The organism is Aeromicrobium sp. REDSEA-S32_B7 (genome assembly GCF_001626145.1).
GTDB classification, from domain to species: Bacteria; Actinomycetota; Actinomycetes; order Propionibacteriales; family Nocardioidaceae; genus Aeromicrobium; species Aeromicrobium erythreum.
This window is the reverse complement of record NZ_LUNF01000069.1, coordinates 1-14,656: the sequence shown is the minus strand read 5'-3', so window position 1 is coordinate 14,656 and position 14,656 is coordinate 1. Positions and strand designations below refer to the sequence as shown.

Genomic DNA, 14,656 nt, shown 5'->3' with positions numbered 1-14,656 from the left:
TACTTCTCGTCGACTTTTAGCACACTGTTGAGTTCTCAAACATCAGACGCACACCCACCAGACAGACCCACATCAGGGCCCACCCACCAGGGGCTGGTCAAACCTACCTGACTGGTTCGGGCGAGACAAGCTCGCGGTCTTCCAGTCCTCGCTCGCCGTTGTCAGCGATCAGTCTCCAGACGAACCTGGCATTGATCGTTTCGGTTCAAGCGGGTCACACTCACCGGACACCCGGCCTTCTGGCCTTGCGCCCCGCCGTGCGGTGCAACAAGAAGAACATTACACACCCCCTCCTGGGGTCGTCAAACCACCCCCCTCCTTGTGCCTCCCACTCGCTTCTGGGGGTCCCGAAATCCCTGGAACGACGGCATCGGGCTGCGAGCGGGTGCACGCACCACGCCCCGCAGGGGCCGCGCGGTCCCCGTCTCGGTCGCGCGCGGCGCGTGTCGTCCCGAGAGCCGAGCGTCGCTGACGCGCACGGCAGCCACACGACCCCGCCCGACGGACGGAGCAGGAGAGCGCGATGTCGCTGGGAACGACGAAGAGCCCCCCGGCAGTGCCGGGAGGCTCTTCGTGGTGCGGGTGGAGCATAGGAGATTCGAACTCCTGACCTCTTCGATGCGAACGAAGCGCGCTACCAACTGCGCCAATGCCCCAGGTCTGAATCAGGTTAGCACCCGTGCCGTCTCGCCCCGCAGGGGGTCCGGACGGCCCTGACGACTACTCGCCCGACGCGCGACGCGACGTCTCGGGAGCCGCCTGCGCGGACCGGGCGCGACCCGGCAGCTCCACGTCCTCGCCCTCCACGTGACCCGACGTCCAGGCACCCGGGGCGTCGAAGTCGATGGTGCGGACGGTGCGGCCGACGCGCGGCTTGGTGACGTAGGTGGGCAGCGTGACCGGCAGCGGGTCCCAGAGGGCGGTGCCAGCGGTGCTGACCGACGGCACCGCGATCTGCAGCTTCTCCTCGAGGGCGTCGGCCGGCAGCTCTGCCCTCTCCATGACGTGCTTGCGGTCGGGCTCGACGTCCTCGAACTGGTGCGAGACGACGACGGTGTGCTCCTCGTCGGGCGTGCGCGGCGCGGCGCGCTCCGCGGTGGTGTCACGCGCGGGGAGCTTGACGGACGGCAGTCGCGAGGACAGCGGACGACGCTCGGTCGCCGGGCGGCTGATGCCACGTTCGGCCCTGACCTGCACGCGACAGGCGACGAGCCAGGCCGCCACCAGGGCGGCCGGTGCGGCCACCCAGACCGGCGAGACCACGGAGAAGCCGGCGAGCCCACCCACCACGGCGAGCGCGGTCAGCAGGGTCAGCAGCGTGCGACGGCGGCGACGGGCGGCGACGACCGCGGCGCGGCGGGTCGGCGCGTCACGGCGGGCGGTCGGGGTCTCGGTCACGGTGGGGGCCTTCGGGGTCGGCTCGGCGGCGTTCGTGGGAGTGTCGACCGGCGCCGAGAGGGGCACCTCGTCGGTGGCGTCCTCGGTCGGCTCGCCGTGGCCGCGACGGGAGATGACGCGGCTCAACGGGCTGAGCGACTCCAGGGACTCCGAGGAGCTCGCCTCGTCGTACCGACGCAGGACGAGCGGCACGAAGTACGCCGCCCACACGGCGACGACGAACGCGACGATCAGTCCATTGGCACCCACGGATCAACCGTAGGTCGCCCGCCGAGGGAATCTCCGCAGGTCAGTCGTGTGTCGCGTGAAGTTTGTGACGGATGTGGCAGGCGTGACTCACGATGGCGACCGACGTCGCGCCTCGTCGTCGCGGGTCACGCGCTCCAGCAGCCGGCCAGGACGGTCGTCGGCGAGCACCTGGAAGACCCGGTGGTCGCGCCAGGCGCCGTCGATGTGCAAGTAGCCGCGCGCCAGCCCGACCTCGTCGAGGCCGAGCTTCTGCACGACGCGCAGGCTGGCCTCGTTCTCCGGCCGGATGGAGATCTCCACCCGGTGCAGACCGACGGTGTCGAGGAGGTGGTCGACGACGAGGGCGACGGCGACGGGCGTGATCCCCCGGCCGGCGTGACGTCGCGCGATCCAGTAGCCGATGCTCGCCCACCGGGCGGAGCCCCACGAGATGCCGTTGACCGTGACCTGGCCGACCATCTCGCCGCGCCAGGTGACGACGAAGGGCATCGCCCGACCCTGCCGCGCGCGACGCCGCTGCGTCACGATCATCGCCCGGTACGACAGCGGTGCCGCTCCCCCGCCGGGCGGCAGCGTGGCCTCCCAGGGTGACAGCCACGCGACGTCGGCCCGCCGCAGCCGTGCCCAGGCGCGGGCGTCGGAGCGCCGCAAGGGCCGCACGCCGACGTCGCCGTGCGTGAGCTCGACGGGCCAACCCTTCATGCCGTCGCCCGTGGTCCCGGGTGGTCCGGGCCGGCGTGGTCGCCGCCGGCCAGCTGGTCGACGGCGTGCGGGACGACGTCGGCGAGCACCTGGATGGCGTCCTTGACGCCCCCACGCGAGCCGGGCAGGTTGACGACGAGGGTGCTCCCGGCCACGCCGGCCAGACCTCGCGAGAGCACCGCGGTCGGGACACCCTTGGCGACCCCCGCGGCACGCAGCGCCTCGGCCAGGCCGGGCAGCTCGCGGTCGAGCAGCGGTCGGGTCACCTCGGGCGTGCGGTCGGTGGGGCTGATGCCGGTTCCGCCGGTGGTCAGCACCACGGCCGCGCCCGACGCCACGGCGTCGGCGACGGCGTGTCCGACCGGGTCGCCGTCGGGCACGACGGCGGCGTCGGCGGTCTCGAGGCCCCAGGAGCGGAGCGCATCGACGAGCAGCGGTCCGGTCGTGTCCTCGTAGACGCCCGCGGCCGCGCGGTTCGACGCGACTCGGTGATGCGCGCCCGCTTGTCGACGGCCTTGACCATGTCGACGACGGTCAGGGCGGCGACGGTGACCGACGTCAGCGCCTCCATCTCGACGCCCGTGCGGTCGGTGGTGCGGACGCTGGCCGTGATCTCGACGGCGTCGTCGGCGACGTGGAGGTCGACCTCGACGCCGCTGATCGCGATCGGGTGGCAGAGCGGGACGAGGTCGGGCGTGCGCTTGGCGCCCATGATGCCGGCGACCCGCGCGACGCCGAGCGCGTCGCCCTTCGGCACACCCTCGCCGCGCAGGAGGGCCACGACCTCGGCGGACACCTCGACGCGCCCGCGTGCCGTCGCCGTGCGGCGGCTGACGTCCTTGTCGCCGACGTCGACCATCCGGGCCGCCCCGGTCTCGTCGACGTGCGTCAGCCGCGCGGCGGACGGCTCGGGACCGGCCACGTCAGAACGGCCTGTCGAGGACGAGGGTGCGGACCGTGTCGCCCAGGTTCAGGGCGGTCTCGTCCTCACCCACGACGATCAGGGCGTTCGCCTGGGCGAGGGAGCCGAGCAGGTGCGACCCGTGGCCGCCGAGCGGAGTCACCTTGGCGCCGCGGTGGGTGACCTCGAAGACGCCGCGGACGTACTGGCGGCGTCCGGGGATGGAGGCGATGTCCTGGGTGAGCACGGCGTGCACCATGGGCCGCCGGTACGGCGTGAGGCCCATGAGCCGGCGGATGGCCGGGAGCACGAACACCTCGAAGGACACGTAGGCCGAGACCGGGTTGCCGGGCAGCGTGATGATCGGGGTCTGCTCGTCGAAGATCGTGCCGAAGCCCTGCGGCTTGCCCGGCTGCATGGCGACCTTCGGGAAGGCGACCGTCCCGAGCGCCGACAGCGTCTCCTTGACGACGTCCTTCTCGCCCTCGCTGATGCCGCCGCTCGTGACCACGAGGTCGGCGCGGACGAGCTGCTCGGACAGCGTGCGTCGGAAGGTGCGCGGGTCGTCGCCGATGGCGCCCACGCGGTAGGCGATCGCGCCTGCCGCGCGCACGGCGGCGGCGAGCATGTAGCTGTTGCCGTCGTAGATGGAGTCGAAGTCGAGGTGGGCGCCCGGCTCGCGGAGCTCGTTGCCGGTGGACAGCACCACGACGCGCGGTCGCGGTCGGGCGGCGACCCTTCCCAGGCCCAGCGAGGCCAGCAGACCAGCCTCGCGCGGACCGACGACGGTGCCGGCCGGCAGGACGAGGTCGCCCTGGCCGACGTCGCTGCCGGCCCGACGGACATGCTGGCCCTCGCGCACCGCCTCGGTGAACCGCACCCGCGCGTTGCCACGGTCGGTGGCCTCGAACGGCACGACGGCGTCGGCGCCGCGCGGGACCGGCGCACCGGTCATGATCTTGACGGCCGTGCCCGGGGAGATCGCGAACGGCCGGCTCGACCCGGCGTAGATGTCGGCCACGACCGGCAGCTCGACGGGCGTGGCCGACGTGGCCTGGGCGAGGTCCTCGGCGCGGACGGCGTACCCGTCCATGGCGGAGTTGTCGAAGCGGGGCAGGGAGATCGGGGCGTGCACGTCGGCGTGCAGCGGCAGGCCGAGCGACTCGACGACCGGCTGGTCGTACGGCTCGAGCGGGCCGATGCCGCGCAGGATCTTCTCGAGGTGGTCCTCGACGGTCAGGAAGCCGTCGGGCACGCTCTCCGGACGCACGCGCGGACGCGGTCCCCGGGGTGGAGCAGCGTCGCCGGAGGGCGGAGCGGCCTCGTTCCCTGCGTCGGAAGACATGGGCGTCAGCCTAACCGGGCACCCTGCGGGACGCTGCGTGCCGTGCCGTCGTCGTCCAGGGTCGCGTCGCCGGTGACCACCACGTCGCGCCCGAAGTGCCAGTCGCCGCGCACCGTCAGGGACGAGGCCCCGGCGAGCGACGGGGCGTGCGGGATGCGGGCGTCGAAGTCGGCGATGGTCGTGTAGAAGCGGCGGTCGAGGTCGACGAGCGGCCGCGGGTCGACGGTGGCGCGCAGGCGGCTGTCGTCGCCCAGGCCGAACACGTCCGAACGGAGCAGCAGGAGGTCGTTGGTGGTCTTCACGGGCAGGAACCGCGAGCGCTCGACCTCGATGGCGGTGGCGCCGTCGAAGACCTCGACGGCGGCACCCATGGCCGACTCGATCTGCACGACCTTCGGCGACGTCTTGTCGGTGGGGTCGACGGTCTTCTCGTTGCGGATGAGCGGCAGGCCGAGCACGCCGTTGCGCTCGGTGAGCGTGTCGAGCAGTCGAGGCAGGTCGAACCACAGGTTGTTCGTGTGGAAGAAAGGATGCCGGTCCGCGTCGGCGGCGAGCGTCGCGTCGTCGTCGGCCGTCTGCGCGGTCTCGCGGAGCACGAGGCGTCCGTCGGCGCGCCGGACGACGAGGTGGCCGCCCTTGACGTCGGCGGGCGTGCGCCGGCACACCTCGGCGGCGTACGGCGCTCCGGTCGAGGCGAACCAGGCCATCATCGACGGGTCGGGCGCCGCGCCGAGGTTGTCGGCGTTGGAGACGGTGGCGTACCGGTAGCCGGCGGCCACGAGCTGCTCCAGCACGCCCGAGACGAGCAGCGCCGTGTAGAGGTCGCCGTGCCCCCGCGGTTCTGCAGGAAGTCGAGCGGCAGGCCCTCGACCGCGAGGCCCTCGTGCTGCCGCAGCCGTGCCAGCGAGTCGTCCTGCGTGCGGAAGCTGTGCATGAACAGCAGGGGCAACGTGACGTCGAGGTCGCGCCGGACCTGGAGCACCTGGCGGGCGATGATGTCGAGGAACGTGAGGTCGGAGCGGACGGGCAGCAGGCTCTTGGCCCGGTCCATGCCCATCGAGGTCCCGAGCCCGCCGTTGAGCTTGATGACGGCCGTCACCGCGGCGGCCTCGCGCTGCGCGTCGAGGTCGAAGGTGACGTCGGCGGCCCGGTCGACGTCGACCAGCGGGTCGACGTCGGCCTCGCGGACGAGGCCCGTGGCACCGCCCTCGAGCTGACGGTAGAAGTCGCTGAAGACCTCGATCGCGGGTGCCGCCACGCCGGCGCGTTCCATGGTGCTCCGTGCGAGCTCGAGTCCGTCCACGCGCCTAGGCTAGACGTATGGACCGTCCGGGCGCGCGCCAGCGGAACGACGCGGCCGCCGAGGAGAAGCGGGCGGTGCGTCCGCGACTGCTGGAGGCGCGCCGCCGTCGCGACCTCGAGCAGCGCCGAGCCGTCGACGACGCGGTCGCCGCCCACCTGCTGGCGCTGCCCTCGGTGGTCCGCGCCCGTCGGGTCGCCGCCTACCGCTCGATGCCCGGCGAGCCGGGCACGGAGGCGCTGCTCGCGGGCCTGCTCGAGCGTGGCGTGGAGGTCCTCGTGCCGGTCAGCCGGAGCGACGGCTCCCTCGCCTGGGCGCCGCACGACCCCACGGCCCCGACCGCCCGCTCGCGGCTCGGCGTCGACGAGCCAGTGGGCGCGACGCTCCCCGACGACGCGCTCGCCTCCGTCGACGTCGTCGTGCTGCCCGCGCTGGCCGTCGACCACGCCGGACGTCGTCTGGGCCGGGGCGCCGGCTACTACGACCGCGCCCTCGCCGTTCTCCCCCGCCGGCGTCGGCCGCTGCTGGTGGCCGTCGTGCACGCCGAGGAGCTCCTGACCGAGGTGCCGCACGAGCCGCACGACCTGCCGGTCGACGTGGTGGTCACCGAGAACGGCGTGTTCCGCGTGCCCGAGGCGCCGGCCTAGCTCCCGAGCCGCTCCGTGTCGCGGATCTCGCCCACCAGCTCCTCCAGCACGTCCTCGAGCATGATCACGCCGAGCACCTGGCCGGACCCGTCGGCCACCCGCGCCATGTGGGAGCCCTTGGCCTGCATGACCCGCAGGGCCTCGTAGAGCCCCGACCCCGCCCCGACGGTCGACAGCGGCCGCAGCCACTTGTCGGCGATGGGGGCGCGGCGCGCGGCGTCGTCGGTCTCCAGCACGTCCTTGATGTGCAGGTAGCCGGCGAGGTCGCCGTCGGCGTCGACGACGGGGAAGCGTGAGAAGCCGGTGTCGGCGCAGGCCCGCTCGACGTCGGCCGGCGTCGCCTCCGGCGCGACGGTCACGAGCCCGTCGCGCGGCAGCAGCACCTGCTCGACCCGCCCGTCGTGGAACTCCAGGGCACCCTGCACGAGACCGTACTCGTCGTCGTCGAGCAGACCCTCGCGGCGCGACTCGTCGACGAGGCCCGCGACCTCGTCGTGGGAGTAGGTGGAGGCGACCTCCTCCACCGGCTGCACGCCGAGCAGGCGGACCGCCAGGTTGGCGATGCCGTTGAGCATCACCACGAGCGGCCGCAGCACGGCGATGACGAGCAGCATGAACGGGCCCAGCACGAGGGCGGCGCGGTCGGGCTGCACGAGCGCGAGGTTCTTGGGCACCATCTCGCCGAACACGACGTGCAGGAACACGACCACCGACAGCGCGATCACGAACGAGATCGGGTGCACGAGGCTCTCGGGCACGTGGGCGAGCTCGAAGGCCGGCTCCATCAGGTGCGCGAGCGCGGGCTCGCTGATGGCGCCGAGCCCGAGCGAGCAGATGGTGATGCCGAGCTGTGCGGCCGCCATGGCGAGCGTGACGTTCTCCACGGCCTTGAGCGCCAGCCGAGCCGTGCGCGACCCGGCCTGCGCCAGGGGCTCGAGCTGGGTCCGTCGGGCCGAGATGAGCGCGAACTCCGCGGCCACGAACAGTGCGTTGAGGGCGAGCAGCACGAACGTCAGCCCGACCCCGACCCAGTCACCCACGGACGTCACCGCCCCCGGTCGGGTCGGCTGCCGGGCCGGCGGTCGGCTCGGCGGCCCTGCTCGAGCCGGTCTCGGCAGCAGCACCGTCGGGGGCCTGCACGGTCAGGGTCACGCGGTCGATCCGCCGGCCCTCCATGCGCTCGACGGTGAGCGAGACGTCCAGCGGCTCGGGGTCGTCGTCCTCGTCGTCCGGGGTCGGATCGACCTGCAGGTGGACGACGTCGCCGCGCACGCCGAGACGACCGAGCTCGGCGTGCAGCAGGCCGGCGATCGTCTCGTAGTCCTCGCTCTCGGGCAGGGCCACCCCGGTCTGCTCGAGCACCTCGTCGGGTCGCAGGAGACCCGAGAGCGACCAGGCGCCGTCGGGACGGTGGCGGCTGCGGCTCGCGACGCGGTCGTGCTCGTCGAGCACCTCGCCGACGATCTCCTCGACGAGGTCCTCGAGGGTGACGATGCCGTCGGTCCCGCCGAACTCGTCGACGACGACCGCCATCTGCATCCCCTGCTCGCGCAGCAGGGCCAGCAGCGGGTCGAGCTCGAGGCTGTCGGGCACGGTGGTCACGGGGCCGGCCAGGTCGCCGAGACGGACGCCGCGACGTCGGTCGGGGTCGACCGCGACGGCCTGCTTCACGTGCACGATGCCGACGACGTCGTCCGGCGACCGGCCCGTGACCGGGAACCGTGAGTGCCCGGTCTGGCGGGCCGCCTCGATGACGTCGAGCGCGGTGTCGCGGGCGTCGAGGAAGTGCACGCGGACCCGGGGCGTGCGGACGTCGGCGGCGGTGCGGTCACCGAACGCGATGCTGCGCGCCACGAGGTCGGCCGTCTCGTCGTCGATGGCACCCTCGCGGGCGGAGCGCAGCACGAGCGAGCGCAGCTCCACCGGCGAGCGGGCCGAGCGCAGCTCCTCCTGCGGCTCGACGCCCATGCGCTGCAAGGTGCGGTTGGCCGTGCCGTTCAGGAACCGGATCGGCCAGGCCATCACGCGCGTGAACACCCGCTGCGGCAGCTGGGCGACGGCGGCCACGCGCTGGGGCAGGGCGAGGGCCAGGTTCTTCGGGATGAGCTCGCCGACCAGCATCGTGACGACGGTGCTGAGGAAGAGCGCGAGCCCGTACGCGACGGCGCTCTGCGCCCCGCCGGTGACGCCGAGGTCCTCCAGCGGTCCGCGCGCGAGCCGCCCGATGGCCGGCTCGGCGACGAACCCGATCGCCAGGTTGGTGATCGTGATGCCCAGCTGCGCCCCGCTGAGCTGGGTCGACAGGCTGCGCAGCGCCTTGAGGGTGCCGGCCGCGCCCGCGTCGCCGCGCTCGGCGTCGCGCTCGACCGTCGCGCGGTCGACCGTCACGAACGAGAACTCGGCCGCCACGAAGACGCCGCACGCGAGCATGAGGAGGAACGAGAGTCCCAGGAGGAGGAGCTCGGTCATCACGGGGTCCCGGATGAGTCAGGGTCGGTCACGATGCAGGGAACTGTACCCTTTGACGTCGGAGACCTCGTGCCGGAGCGGCACCCGCCGACCGGTGACATCCAGGAGAGAAGACCGTGCCGACCTACCAGTACCAGTGCACCGAGTGCGGCAACGCGCTCGAGGTGCACCAGTCGTTCACCGACGATGCGCTGACCGAGTGCCCCGCGTGCCAGGGCCGGCTCCGCAAGGTGTTCAACGCGGTGGGCGTCGTGTTCAAGGGGTCGGGCTTCTACCGCACCGACAGCCGCAGCACGACGACGTCGTCGGACACCTCCAGCTCGTCCTCCTCGAGCTCCTCCTCGTCGTCGAGCACGTCGTCGAGCTCCTCCTCGGGCACGTCGTCCGGCACGTCGACCTCGGGCAGCGGCTCGTCGTCCACGGGCGGCTCGGCCGCCTGACCCGCTCCCCTGTGGAGACGCGCTGGATCGGGGTCCGGCCCGCTGCCTAGCGTGCGCGGATGGACCGTCTGCGCTCCTCGCTGCTCGAGCACCGTCGTCTGCTCGCCGCCCTGTGCACCGCCCTCGCGGTGCTGCTGGCCCTCACGTCGGTGCGCCGCCCGCCCGACCAGGTGGAGGTGGCCGTCGCCGCCCGCGACCTCGCCAGCGGCACGGTGCTCTCCGCCGACGACGTCACCTCCTCGCTGCTGCCGGCAGGGGCGGCGCCCCAGCACCTGCTGTCGTCCGACGACCTCGAGGGGCGACGGGTCGGCGGGCCGATGCGTCGGGGCGAGGCGTTCACCGACGTCCGCCTCCTGGCGGCCGGACCGGTCGACGGCCTGCCGCCGGGGCACGTCGTGACGGCCGTGCGGCTGGCCGACGCGACGAGCGGCCAGGCCGTGCGCGTGGGCGACCGGGTCGAGGTGCTGGCGGTGGCGACGGGAGCGGGCGGCCCGCGCGCGTCCGTGGCGGCCTCGGGCGCGGTGGTCGCCGCCGTGCCCGACCTCGAGGACCCCGACGCCCCGGTCCTGTGGCTCACCGTCCCCCGCCGGACCGCGCTGGAGCTCGCACGCGTGGGCGTGGAGGCGCAGCTGAGCGTCGTGGTCGAGGCAGGCGACGACTGACCGCGCCTCGCCCGATGGGTGGGACGCCGCGCGACGTCGTCGCGAACCCCTAGGCTCGGGGACGACCTTCACCGACGTCCTAGGGGGACACATGATCAAGGGATTCAAGGACTTCCTGCTCCGCGGGAACATCGTCGACCTCGCCGTGGCCGTCGTCATCGGCACCGCATTCACCGCGCTGGTCACGAAGTTCACCGACTCCTTCATCAACCCGCTGATCGCGAGCACCGGCAGGAGCGACGCGGGCCAGGGGCTGGGCTTCCGCATCCGCAGCGGCGACGCGTCGACCTTCATCGACATCGGTGGCTTCATCAACGCCGCCATCACGTTCGCGATCACGGCGGCCGTCGTGTACTTCTTCGTGGTCGTGCCGATGAAGAAGATCAACGAGGCCCGCCAGCGCGGCGCCGAGCCGGAGCCGGCCGGGCCCAGCGAGGACATCGCGCTCCTGCGCGAGATCCGCGACGCGCTGCAGCGCCAGACCCCCTGAGGTCGGCAGGTCCGGCTCAGCCGCCGTGGTGGGGCGGGACGTCCCGCAGCAGCTCGTCGTCGCGACGCGAGCCTGCGGACGTCCCGTCGTCGCCGCGCTCGTCGCGCGTGGTGTCGGGCAGCAGGTCGCCCAGCAGCAGGGCCGCGCGGCGCCGACGGGCCTGCTCGGCCGCCTGACGGTCGGCGTCGGACGTCAGGTCGTCAGAGGACACCGTCGAACCAGTCCGGGGTGAGCTTCGGGAACATCGGGTGCCAGCCGGCGCGGTCGCCGAAGCGCTGGGAGGTGATGCGCTGCGAGCGTCCGAAGGTCTCCAGCCGCACCCCCGCCAGTCGCTGCGTGACGCGGTGGTGGAAGCGACCGCCGCGTCGTCCGCCGGCGAGCGCCAGCTGCTCGGCGAGGTCCTCGCGACGGCACGGCTCCGCGCCCACGTTGTAGACCCCGGCCGGCGCGGTCAGCGCGGCCTCGGCGGCCGTGCCGACGTCGTCGACGTGCACCAGGTGCACCCACGACGACGGCTCGCCCCAGCCGGTGGGCCGACCCGACCGGGCGCGCCGCAGCAGCCAGCGGGAGCCGGGATCGGGCCCGACGATCTGGCCGAAGCGCAGCACGACCACGTCGCGGCCACGACGTCCGAGGGCCCGGGCGTGCTGCTCGGCCTCGGCCACGGTGTCGGTGTCGCGGGTGATCTCGACGGGCGCCAGCTCGTCGATCCAGGCGTCACCGCCGTCGGCGTAGATCGACGAGCGGCTCTGCTGCACGAGCCGCGGGACACCCGCGGCCAGCATGGCCTCGGCCACCCGACGCGAGCCGACCGCGCGGATCCGGTCGTTCTGGCGCCACGCGCCGGGTCGCAGCATCGCGAGACCCACGGGCATGCGACCCGCGAAGTTCACGACGGCGTCGCAGCCCTGCATGCCCGTCGCCATGGCGTCGACGTCGAAGACGGTGCCGCGGTGCGGTCTCGCCCCGTGCGCCTCGGCGACGCGGGCGGCACGCTCGGAGCGCACCAGCCCGACGACCTCGTGGCCGGCGGCGACGAGGGCGGTCGTGGTGGACCGCCCCATGACTCCGCTGGCTCCGGTAAGAAAGACCTTCAACGTTCTGGCTCCGTGACGTCGGGTGATGTTCCGTCGTGCGTGGACGTTCTCACGTCCGCCGATCGGGCGACGTGATCGGACCAGAATACCCGACGAGCCGTCAGGCTCCGTCCGCGTCGCCCTCTGCCAGCTCGGTCACGAGCGGGACCACGTCGGCGATCGAGTCGACGACGCGGGTCGGTCGGAACGGGAAGCGCTCCACCTGTCCGGGCGCCGTCGAGCCGGTGAGGACCAGGATGGAGCGCAGGCCCGCCTCGAGCCCGGACAGCACGTCGGTGTCCATCCGGTCGCCGATCATCACCGTCGTCTCGGAGTGCGCCTCGATCCGGTTGAGCGCCGTGCGCATCATGAGCGGGTTGGGCTTGCCGACGAAGTACGGCTCGACCCCCGTGGCCTTGGTGATGAGCGCGGCGACCGAGCCGGTGGCAGGGAGGCTTCCCGACGGCGACGGGCCGGTCGGGTCGGGGTTGGTGGCGATGAACCGCGCGCCGCTCTCGATGAGCTGGATGGCCTTGGTGATCGCCTCGAAGGAGTAGGTGCGCGTCTCGCCCAGCACCACGTACTCCGGGTCCCGCGTGGTCATGACGTACCCGACGTCGTGCAGCGCGGTGGTCAGCCCAGCCTCGCCGATCACGTAGGCCGTCCCCTCCGGACGCTGCTCGCTGAGGAACTTCGCGGTGGCCAGCGCCGAGGTCCAGATCGACTCCTGCGGGATGTCGAGGCCCGCCGCGTGGAGGCGCGCACGAAGGTCGCGCGGGGTGAAGATCGAGTTGTTGGTGAGCACGAGGAAGGGCCGCTCGTGACGTCGCAGCGCCGCGATGAACTCGGCCGCGCCCGGGATGGCGCGCTCCTCGTGGACGAGCACGCCGTCCATGTCGGTGAGCCACGAGGCGACGGGCTTGGTCAAGGGAGCTCCTGCGGGCGGGATCGTCGGTGCGACCCGTCCGGCGACGGGTCGGTCTCCATCCTAGGCGGGCGGCGTCGCAGCCCGGCGCACGTGGAGCGTCAGCCGTCGGCAGGCACGGCGGGACCCACGACGGGCCGGTGCGGGTGCTCGCTGCGTCGGTGCGCGTGCGGGTCGATCTGGTGCACCACGGTCTCGACGAGCCACGCGTCGTCGTCGGTGCGGCACTCCACGACCACGTAGGTCCCGAGGTCGCCCTGGGTGCCGAGGGCGACGACACCGCTCATGGCAGCCGTGTGGAAGTCGGCGAGGATGTCCTGCTGCTCGGGCACGCCGCTGACCTCGTACACGACGACGGTCCAGGCGTCCTCGGTCGAACGGGACATGGTCCCTCCACGGGTGCTGATGCAGGTGCGGCGAGCGTACGACGGCACGGCCGCAGGCGCGCGTCGAGCGGACGACGCACGGGTGAACGGCTCGCGCGCTGGCAGATCGCGCCAGGAGGCGGATACTGAGGCGATGAGAGCCCGACGCGTGGTCACGGCCGTCCTCGGCGGGGCGCTCTGCGCCTCCGCCACCCTCGCAGGAGGAGCACCGGCCGCCACCGGGGCAGCCGACCCGCCACCCCTCGACGTGCGCGTGGTGCAGGCAGGTCTGCACCATCCTTGGGCGCTCACCTTCCTGCCCGACGGGTCGATGCTCTACACCCAGCGCGACCGGCTGTCGGTCACGCTGCGCGACCCGCAAGGACGTTCGACGGTCGTGCTGTCGCGTCCGGCCGGCATGTGGTCGGGCGGCGAGACCGGCCTCATGGGCATCGAGAAGTCCGCCGACTTCGCCCGCAGCGGCGTCTTCTACACGTGCCACGGCTACCGCTCGGGCGACGTGCGGGACGTCCGGGTCGTCGCGTGGCGCCTGGACCGGTCCGCGGGCCGCGCGACGTTCGTGCGCAACGTCGTGGTCGGCCTGCCGTCGAGCACGGGCCGCCACGGCGGCTGCGCGCTGCGCCGGGGCAAGGCCGACTCGCTGTTCATCGGCACGGGCGACGCTGCCCGCGGCGGCATCCCGCAGTCGTTGACGTCCGGCGGTGGCAAGGTGCTGCGCGTCTCGGCGACGACCGGCAGGGGCTACGACGACAACCCGTGGGCGTCGGCCCGCACGGCGATGCAGCGTCGGGTCTGGACGTACGGCCACCGCAACGTGCAGGGCGTCGTGCGTCAGCCGTCGACGGGCCAGATGTGGTCGGTCGAGCAGGGCTCCTACCGCGACGACGAGGTGAACGTGCTGGTCAAGGGCGGCAACTACGGGTGGAACCCGGTCCCTCGCGCGTCGGGCGACCCCGACTACAACGAGGGCGCGAACTCCCCGATGACCGACGACTCGCTCCCGGGCACGCAGCGCCAGGCGGCGTGGAGGTCGGGCACGTCGACGGTCGCGACCAGCGGCGCCGACTTCGTGAGCGGGTCGGGCTGGGGAAGCCTCGACGGCGCGCTCGCGGTGGCGACCCTCAAGGGCACGAGCCTGCGCCTGCTGACCTTCGACAGCAGCCGTCGCCTGGTGCGTCAGTACACCCCGTCGGAGCTCTCCGGCACCTACGGCCGGCTGCGCGGCGTGCAGCGCGGACCGGGCGGGGTGCTGTACGTGACCACCTCGAACGGCACGGACGACAAGATCCTGCGGGTGGCGCCGCGGGGGTGAGGCGGGGGACTCGCCCGAAGCCAGGGGCACGCAGGACTCTGCGTCGGTGCGCTGGAGGTCGGACGCTTCTGCGTTCGCGACGGGATCCCGACACCAACGCAGCATCCTTCGACCCTCCGCGCAGGGACCCAGAGTCTCCAGTTCGCCGCCGCTGAGTAGCGAGCCGCGTCGGTTGGTGCCCCCGGCAGGATTCGAACCTGCGACCTGCGGTTTAGGAAACCGTTGCTCTATCCCCTGAGCTACGGGGGCCCGCGGGTGCGTGCGATCACCGCGACGCGCCCAGTGCAGCGTACCGGGCCGACGTCGCGGAGCAGCGGGGCGTGAGCCGAGCTCCGGTTCGGGCGTCAGGACGCG

15 protein-coding genes, 2 tRNA genes and 3 pseudogenes are annotated in these 14,656 nt (G+C 73.0%); 5 read left to right on the top strand and 15 right to left on the bottom strand.

The window, feature by feature from the left end:
* Positions 1-583: 583 nt before the first annotated feature.
* The 7 genes and pseudogenes from A6Q79_RS05485 to A6Q79_RS05455 form a co-directional block, all read right to left on the bottom strand.
* Positions 584-656, bottom strand: a tRNA-Ala gene (locus tag A6Q79_RS05485).
* Between the two features lie 64 nt (positions 657-720).
* The gene (locus A6Q79_RS05480) at positions 721-1,647 is read right to left on the bottom strand and encodes a hypothetical protein (protein ID WP_286690784.1); all 927 of its coding nucleotides are present in this window, start codon (positions 1,645-1,647) and stop codon (positions 721-723) included.
* An 87-nt stretch (positions 1,648-1,734) separates the two neighbouring features.
* Positions 1,735-2,349 (bottom strand): GNAT family N-acetyltransferase, encoded by a 615-nt coding sequence (locus tag A6Q79_RS05475; protein ID WP_067859159.1) that lies wholly within the window; start codon positions 2,347-2,349, stop codon positions 1,735-1,737.
* On the bottom strand, positions 2,346-2,783 hold the full coding sequence (locus tag A6Q79_RS05470; protein ID WP_317696955.1) for a MogA/MoaB family molybdenum cofactor biosynthesis protein: 438 nt from the start codon (positions 2,781-2,783) through the stop codon (positions 2,346-2,348). The genes A6Q79_RS05475 and A6Q79_RS05470 overlap by 4 nt, the downstream gene beginning before the upstream one ends.
* 44 nt (positions 2,784-2,827) lie before the next feature.
* A pseudogene (gene moaC / locus A6Q79_RS05465) lies at positions 2,828-3,208 on the bottom strand (cyclic pyranopterin monophosphate synthase MoaC); the annotation flags it as partial.
* 64 nt (positions 3,209-3,272) lie between these two features.
* Entirely contained in the window at positions 3,273-4,520 is a 1,248-nt protein-coding gene (gene glp, locus A6Q79_RS05460; RefSeq protein WP_236749735.1) for a gephyrin-like molybdotransferase Glp, read from the bottom strand.
* Between the two features lie 80 nt (positions 4,521-4,600).
* Positions 4,601-5,868, bottom strand: a pseudogene (locus A6Q79_RS05455) (UTP--glucose-1-phosphate uridylyltransferase).
* 47 nt (positions 5,869-5,915) lie between these two features.
* Here A6Q79_RS05455 and A6Q79_RS05450 point away from each other — a divergent pair.
* Positions 5,916-6,542 carry a 5-formyltetrahydrofolate cyclo-ligase gene (locus A6Q79_RS05450; RefSeq protein ID WP_286690781.1) on the top strand — a complete coding sequence of 209 codons (627 nt, stop codon included), beginning with the start codon at positions 5,916-5,918 and terminating at the stop codon, positions 6,540-6,542.
* Here A6Q79_RS05450 and A6Q79_RS05445 read toward each other — a convergent pair.
* Positions 6,539-7,582, bottom strand: a complete 1,044-nt coding sequence (locus A6Q79_RS05445; RefSeq protein ID WP_067859168.1) for a hemolysin family protein — start codon at positions 7,580-7,582, stop codon at positions 6,539-6,541. The genes A6Q79_RS05450 and A6Q79_RS05445 overlap by 4 nt on opposite strands.
* Complete coding sequence (locus A6Q79_RS05440; protein WP_286690780.1) at positions 7,575-9,011, bottom strand: hemolysin family protein; 1,437 nt, start codon at positions 9,009-9,011, stop codon at positions 7,575-7,577. Before A6Q79_RS05440 ends, A6Q79_RS05445 begins: the two co-directional genes overlap by 8 nt.
* Before the next feature lie 116 nt (positions 9,012-9,127).
* On the opposite strand from A6Q79_RS05440, the pseudogene A6Q79_RS05435 reads away from it, so the two are divergent.
* Positions 9,128-9,268 (top strand): annotated as a pseudogene (locus A6Q79_RS05435) (FmdB family zinc ribbon protein); the annotation flags it as partial.
* A 14-nt stretch (positions 9,269-9,282) separates the two neighbouring features.
* Here A6Q79_RS05435 and A6Q79_RS05430 read toward each other — a convergent pair.
* The gene (locus A6Q79_RS05430) at positions 9,283-9,432 is read right to left on the bottom strand and encodes a hypothetical protein (RefSeq protein WP_236749904.1); all 150 of its coding nucleotides are present in this window, start codon (positions 9,430-9,432) and stop codon (positions 9,283-9,285) included.
* 78 nt (positions 9,433-9,510) lie between these two features.
* Between A6Q79_RS05430 and A6Q79_RS05425 the strand changes: the two genes are divergently transcribed.
* A complete protein-coding gene (locus tag A6Q79_RS05425; protein ID WP_289017783.1) occupies positions 9,511-10,113 on the top strand; it encodes an SAF domain-containing protein in 603 nt (200 codons plus the stop codon).
* A gap of 91 nt (positions 10,114-10,204) precedes the next feature.
* The gene (gene mscL, locus A6Q79_RS05420) at positions 10,205-10,603 is read left to right on the top strand and encodes a large conductance mechanosensitive channel protein MscL (protein WP_289017781.1); all 399 of its coding nucleotides are present in this window, start codon (positions 10,205-10,207) and stop codon (positions 10,601-10,603) included.
* Positions 10,604-10,619: 16 nt separating this feature from the next.
* Here the strand turns inward: mscL and A6Q79_RS05415 are convergent, their stop codons facing one another.
* The 4 genes from A6Q79_RS05415 to A6Q79_RS05400 form a co-directional block, all read right to left on the bottom strand.
* The gene (locus A6Q79_RS05415; RefSeq protein WP_067859176.1) at positions 10,620-10,814 is read right to left on the bottom strand and encodes a hypothetical protein; all 195 of its coding nucleotides are present in this window, start codon (positions 10,812-10,814) and stop codon (positions 10,620-10,622) included.
* Positions 10,804-11,700 (bottom strand): NAD(P)-dependent oxidoreductase, encoded by an 897-nt coding sequence (locus A6Q79_RS05410; RefSeq protein ID WP_257721378.1) that lies wholly within the window; start codon positions 11,698-11,700, stop codon positions 10,804-10,806. The genes A6Q79_RS05415 and A6Q79_RS05410 overlap by 11 nt, the downstream gene beginning before the upstream one ends.
* A 100-nt stretch (positions 11,701-11,800) precedes the next feature.
* The gene (locus A6Q79_RS05405) at positions 11,801-12,574 is read right to left on the bottom strand and encodes an HAD-IIA family hydrolase (protein ID WP_067861756.1); all 774 of its coding nucleotides are present in this window, start codon (positions 12,572-12,574) and stop codon (positions 11,801-11,803) included.
* 131 nt (positions 12,575-12,705) lie between these two features.
* Positions 12,706-12,990, bottom strand: coding sequence for a hypothetical protein (locus A6Q79_RS05400; RefSeq protein WP_289017778.1), 285 nt, complete (start codon positions 12,988-12,990; stop codon positions 12,706-12,708).
* Positions 12,991-13,123: 133 nt separating this feature from the next.
* On the opposite strand from A6Q79_RS05400, the gene A6Q79_RS05395 reads away from it, so the two are divergent.
* Positions 13,124-14,302 carry a PQQ-dependent sugar dehydrogenase gene (locus A6Q79_RS05395; protein WP_289017776.1) on the top strand — a complete coding sequence of 393 codons (1,179 nt, stop codon included), beginning with the start codon at positions 13,124-13,126 and terminating at the stop codon, positions 14,300-14,302.
* A gap of 173 nt (positions 14,303-14,475) precedes the next feature.
* On the opposite strand, the gene A6Q79_RS05390 is transcribed toward A6Q79_RS05395, so the two are convergent.
* A tRNA-Arg gene (locus A6Q79_RS05390) sits at positions 14,476-14,551 on the bottom strand.
* Between the last annotated feature and the right edge of the window lie 105 nt (positions 14,552-14,656).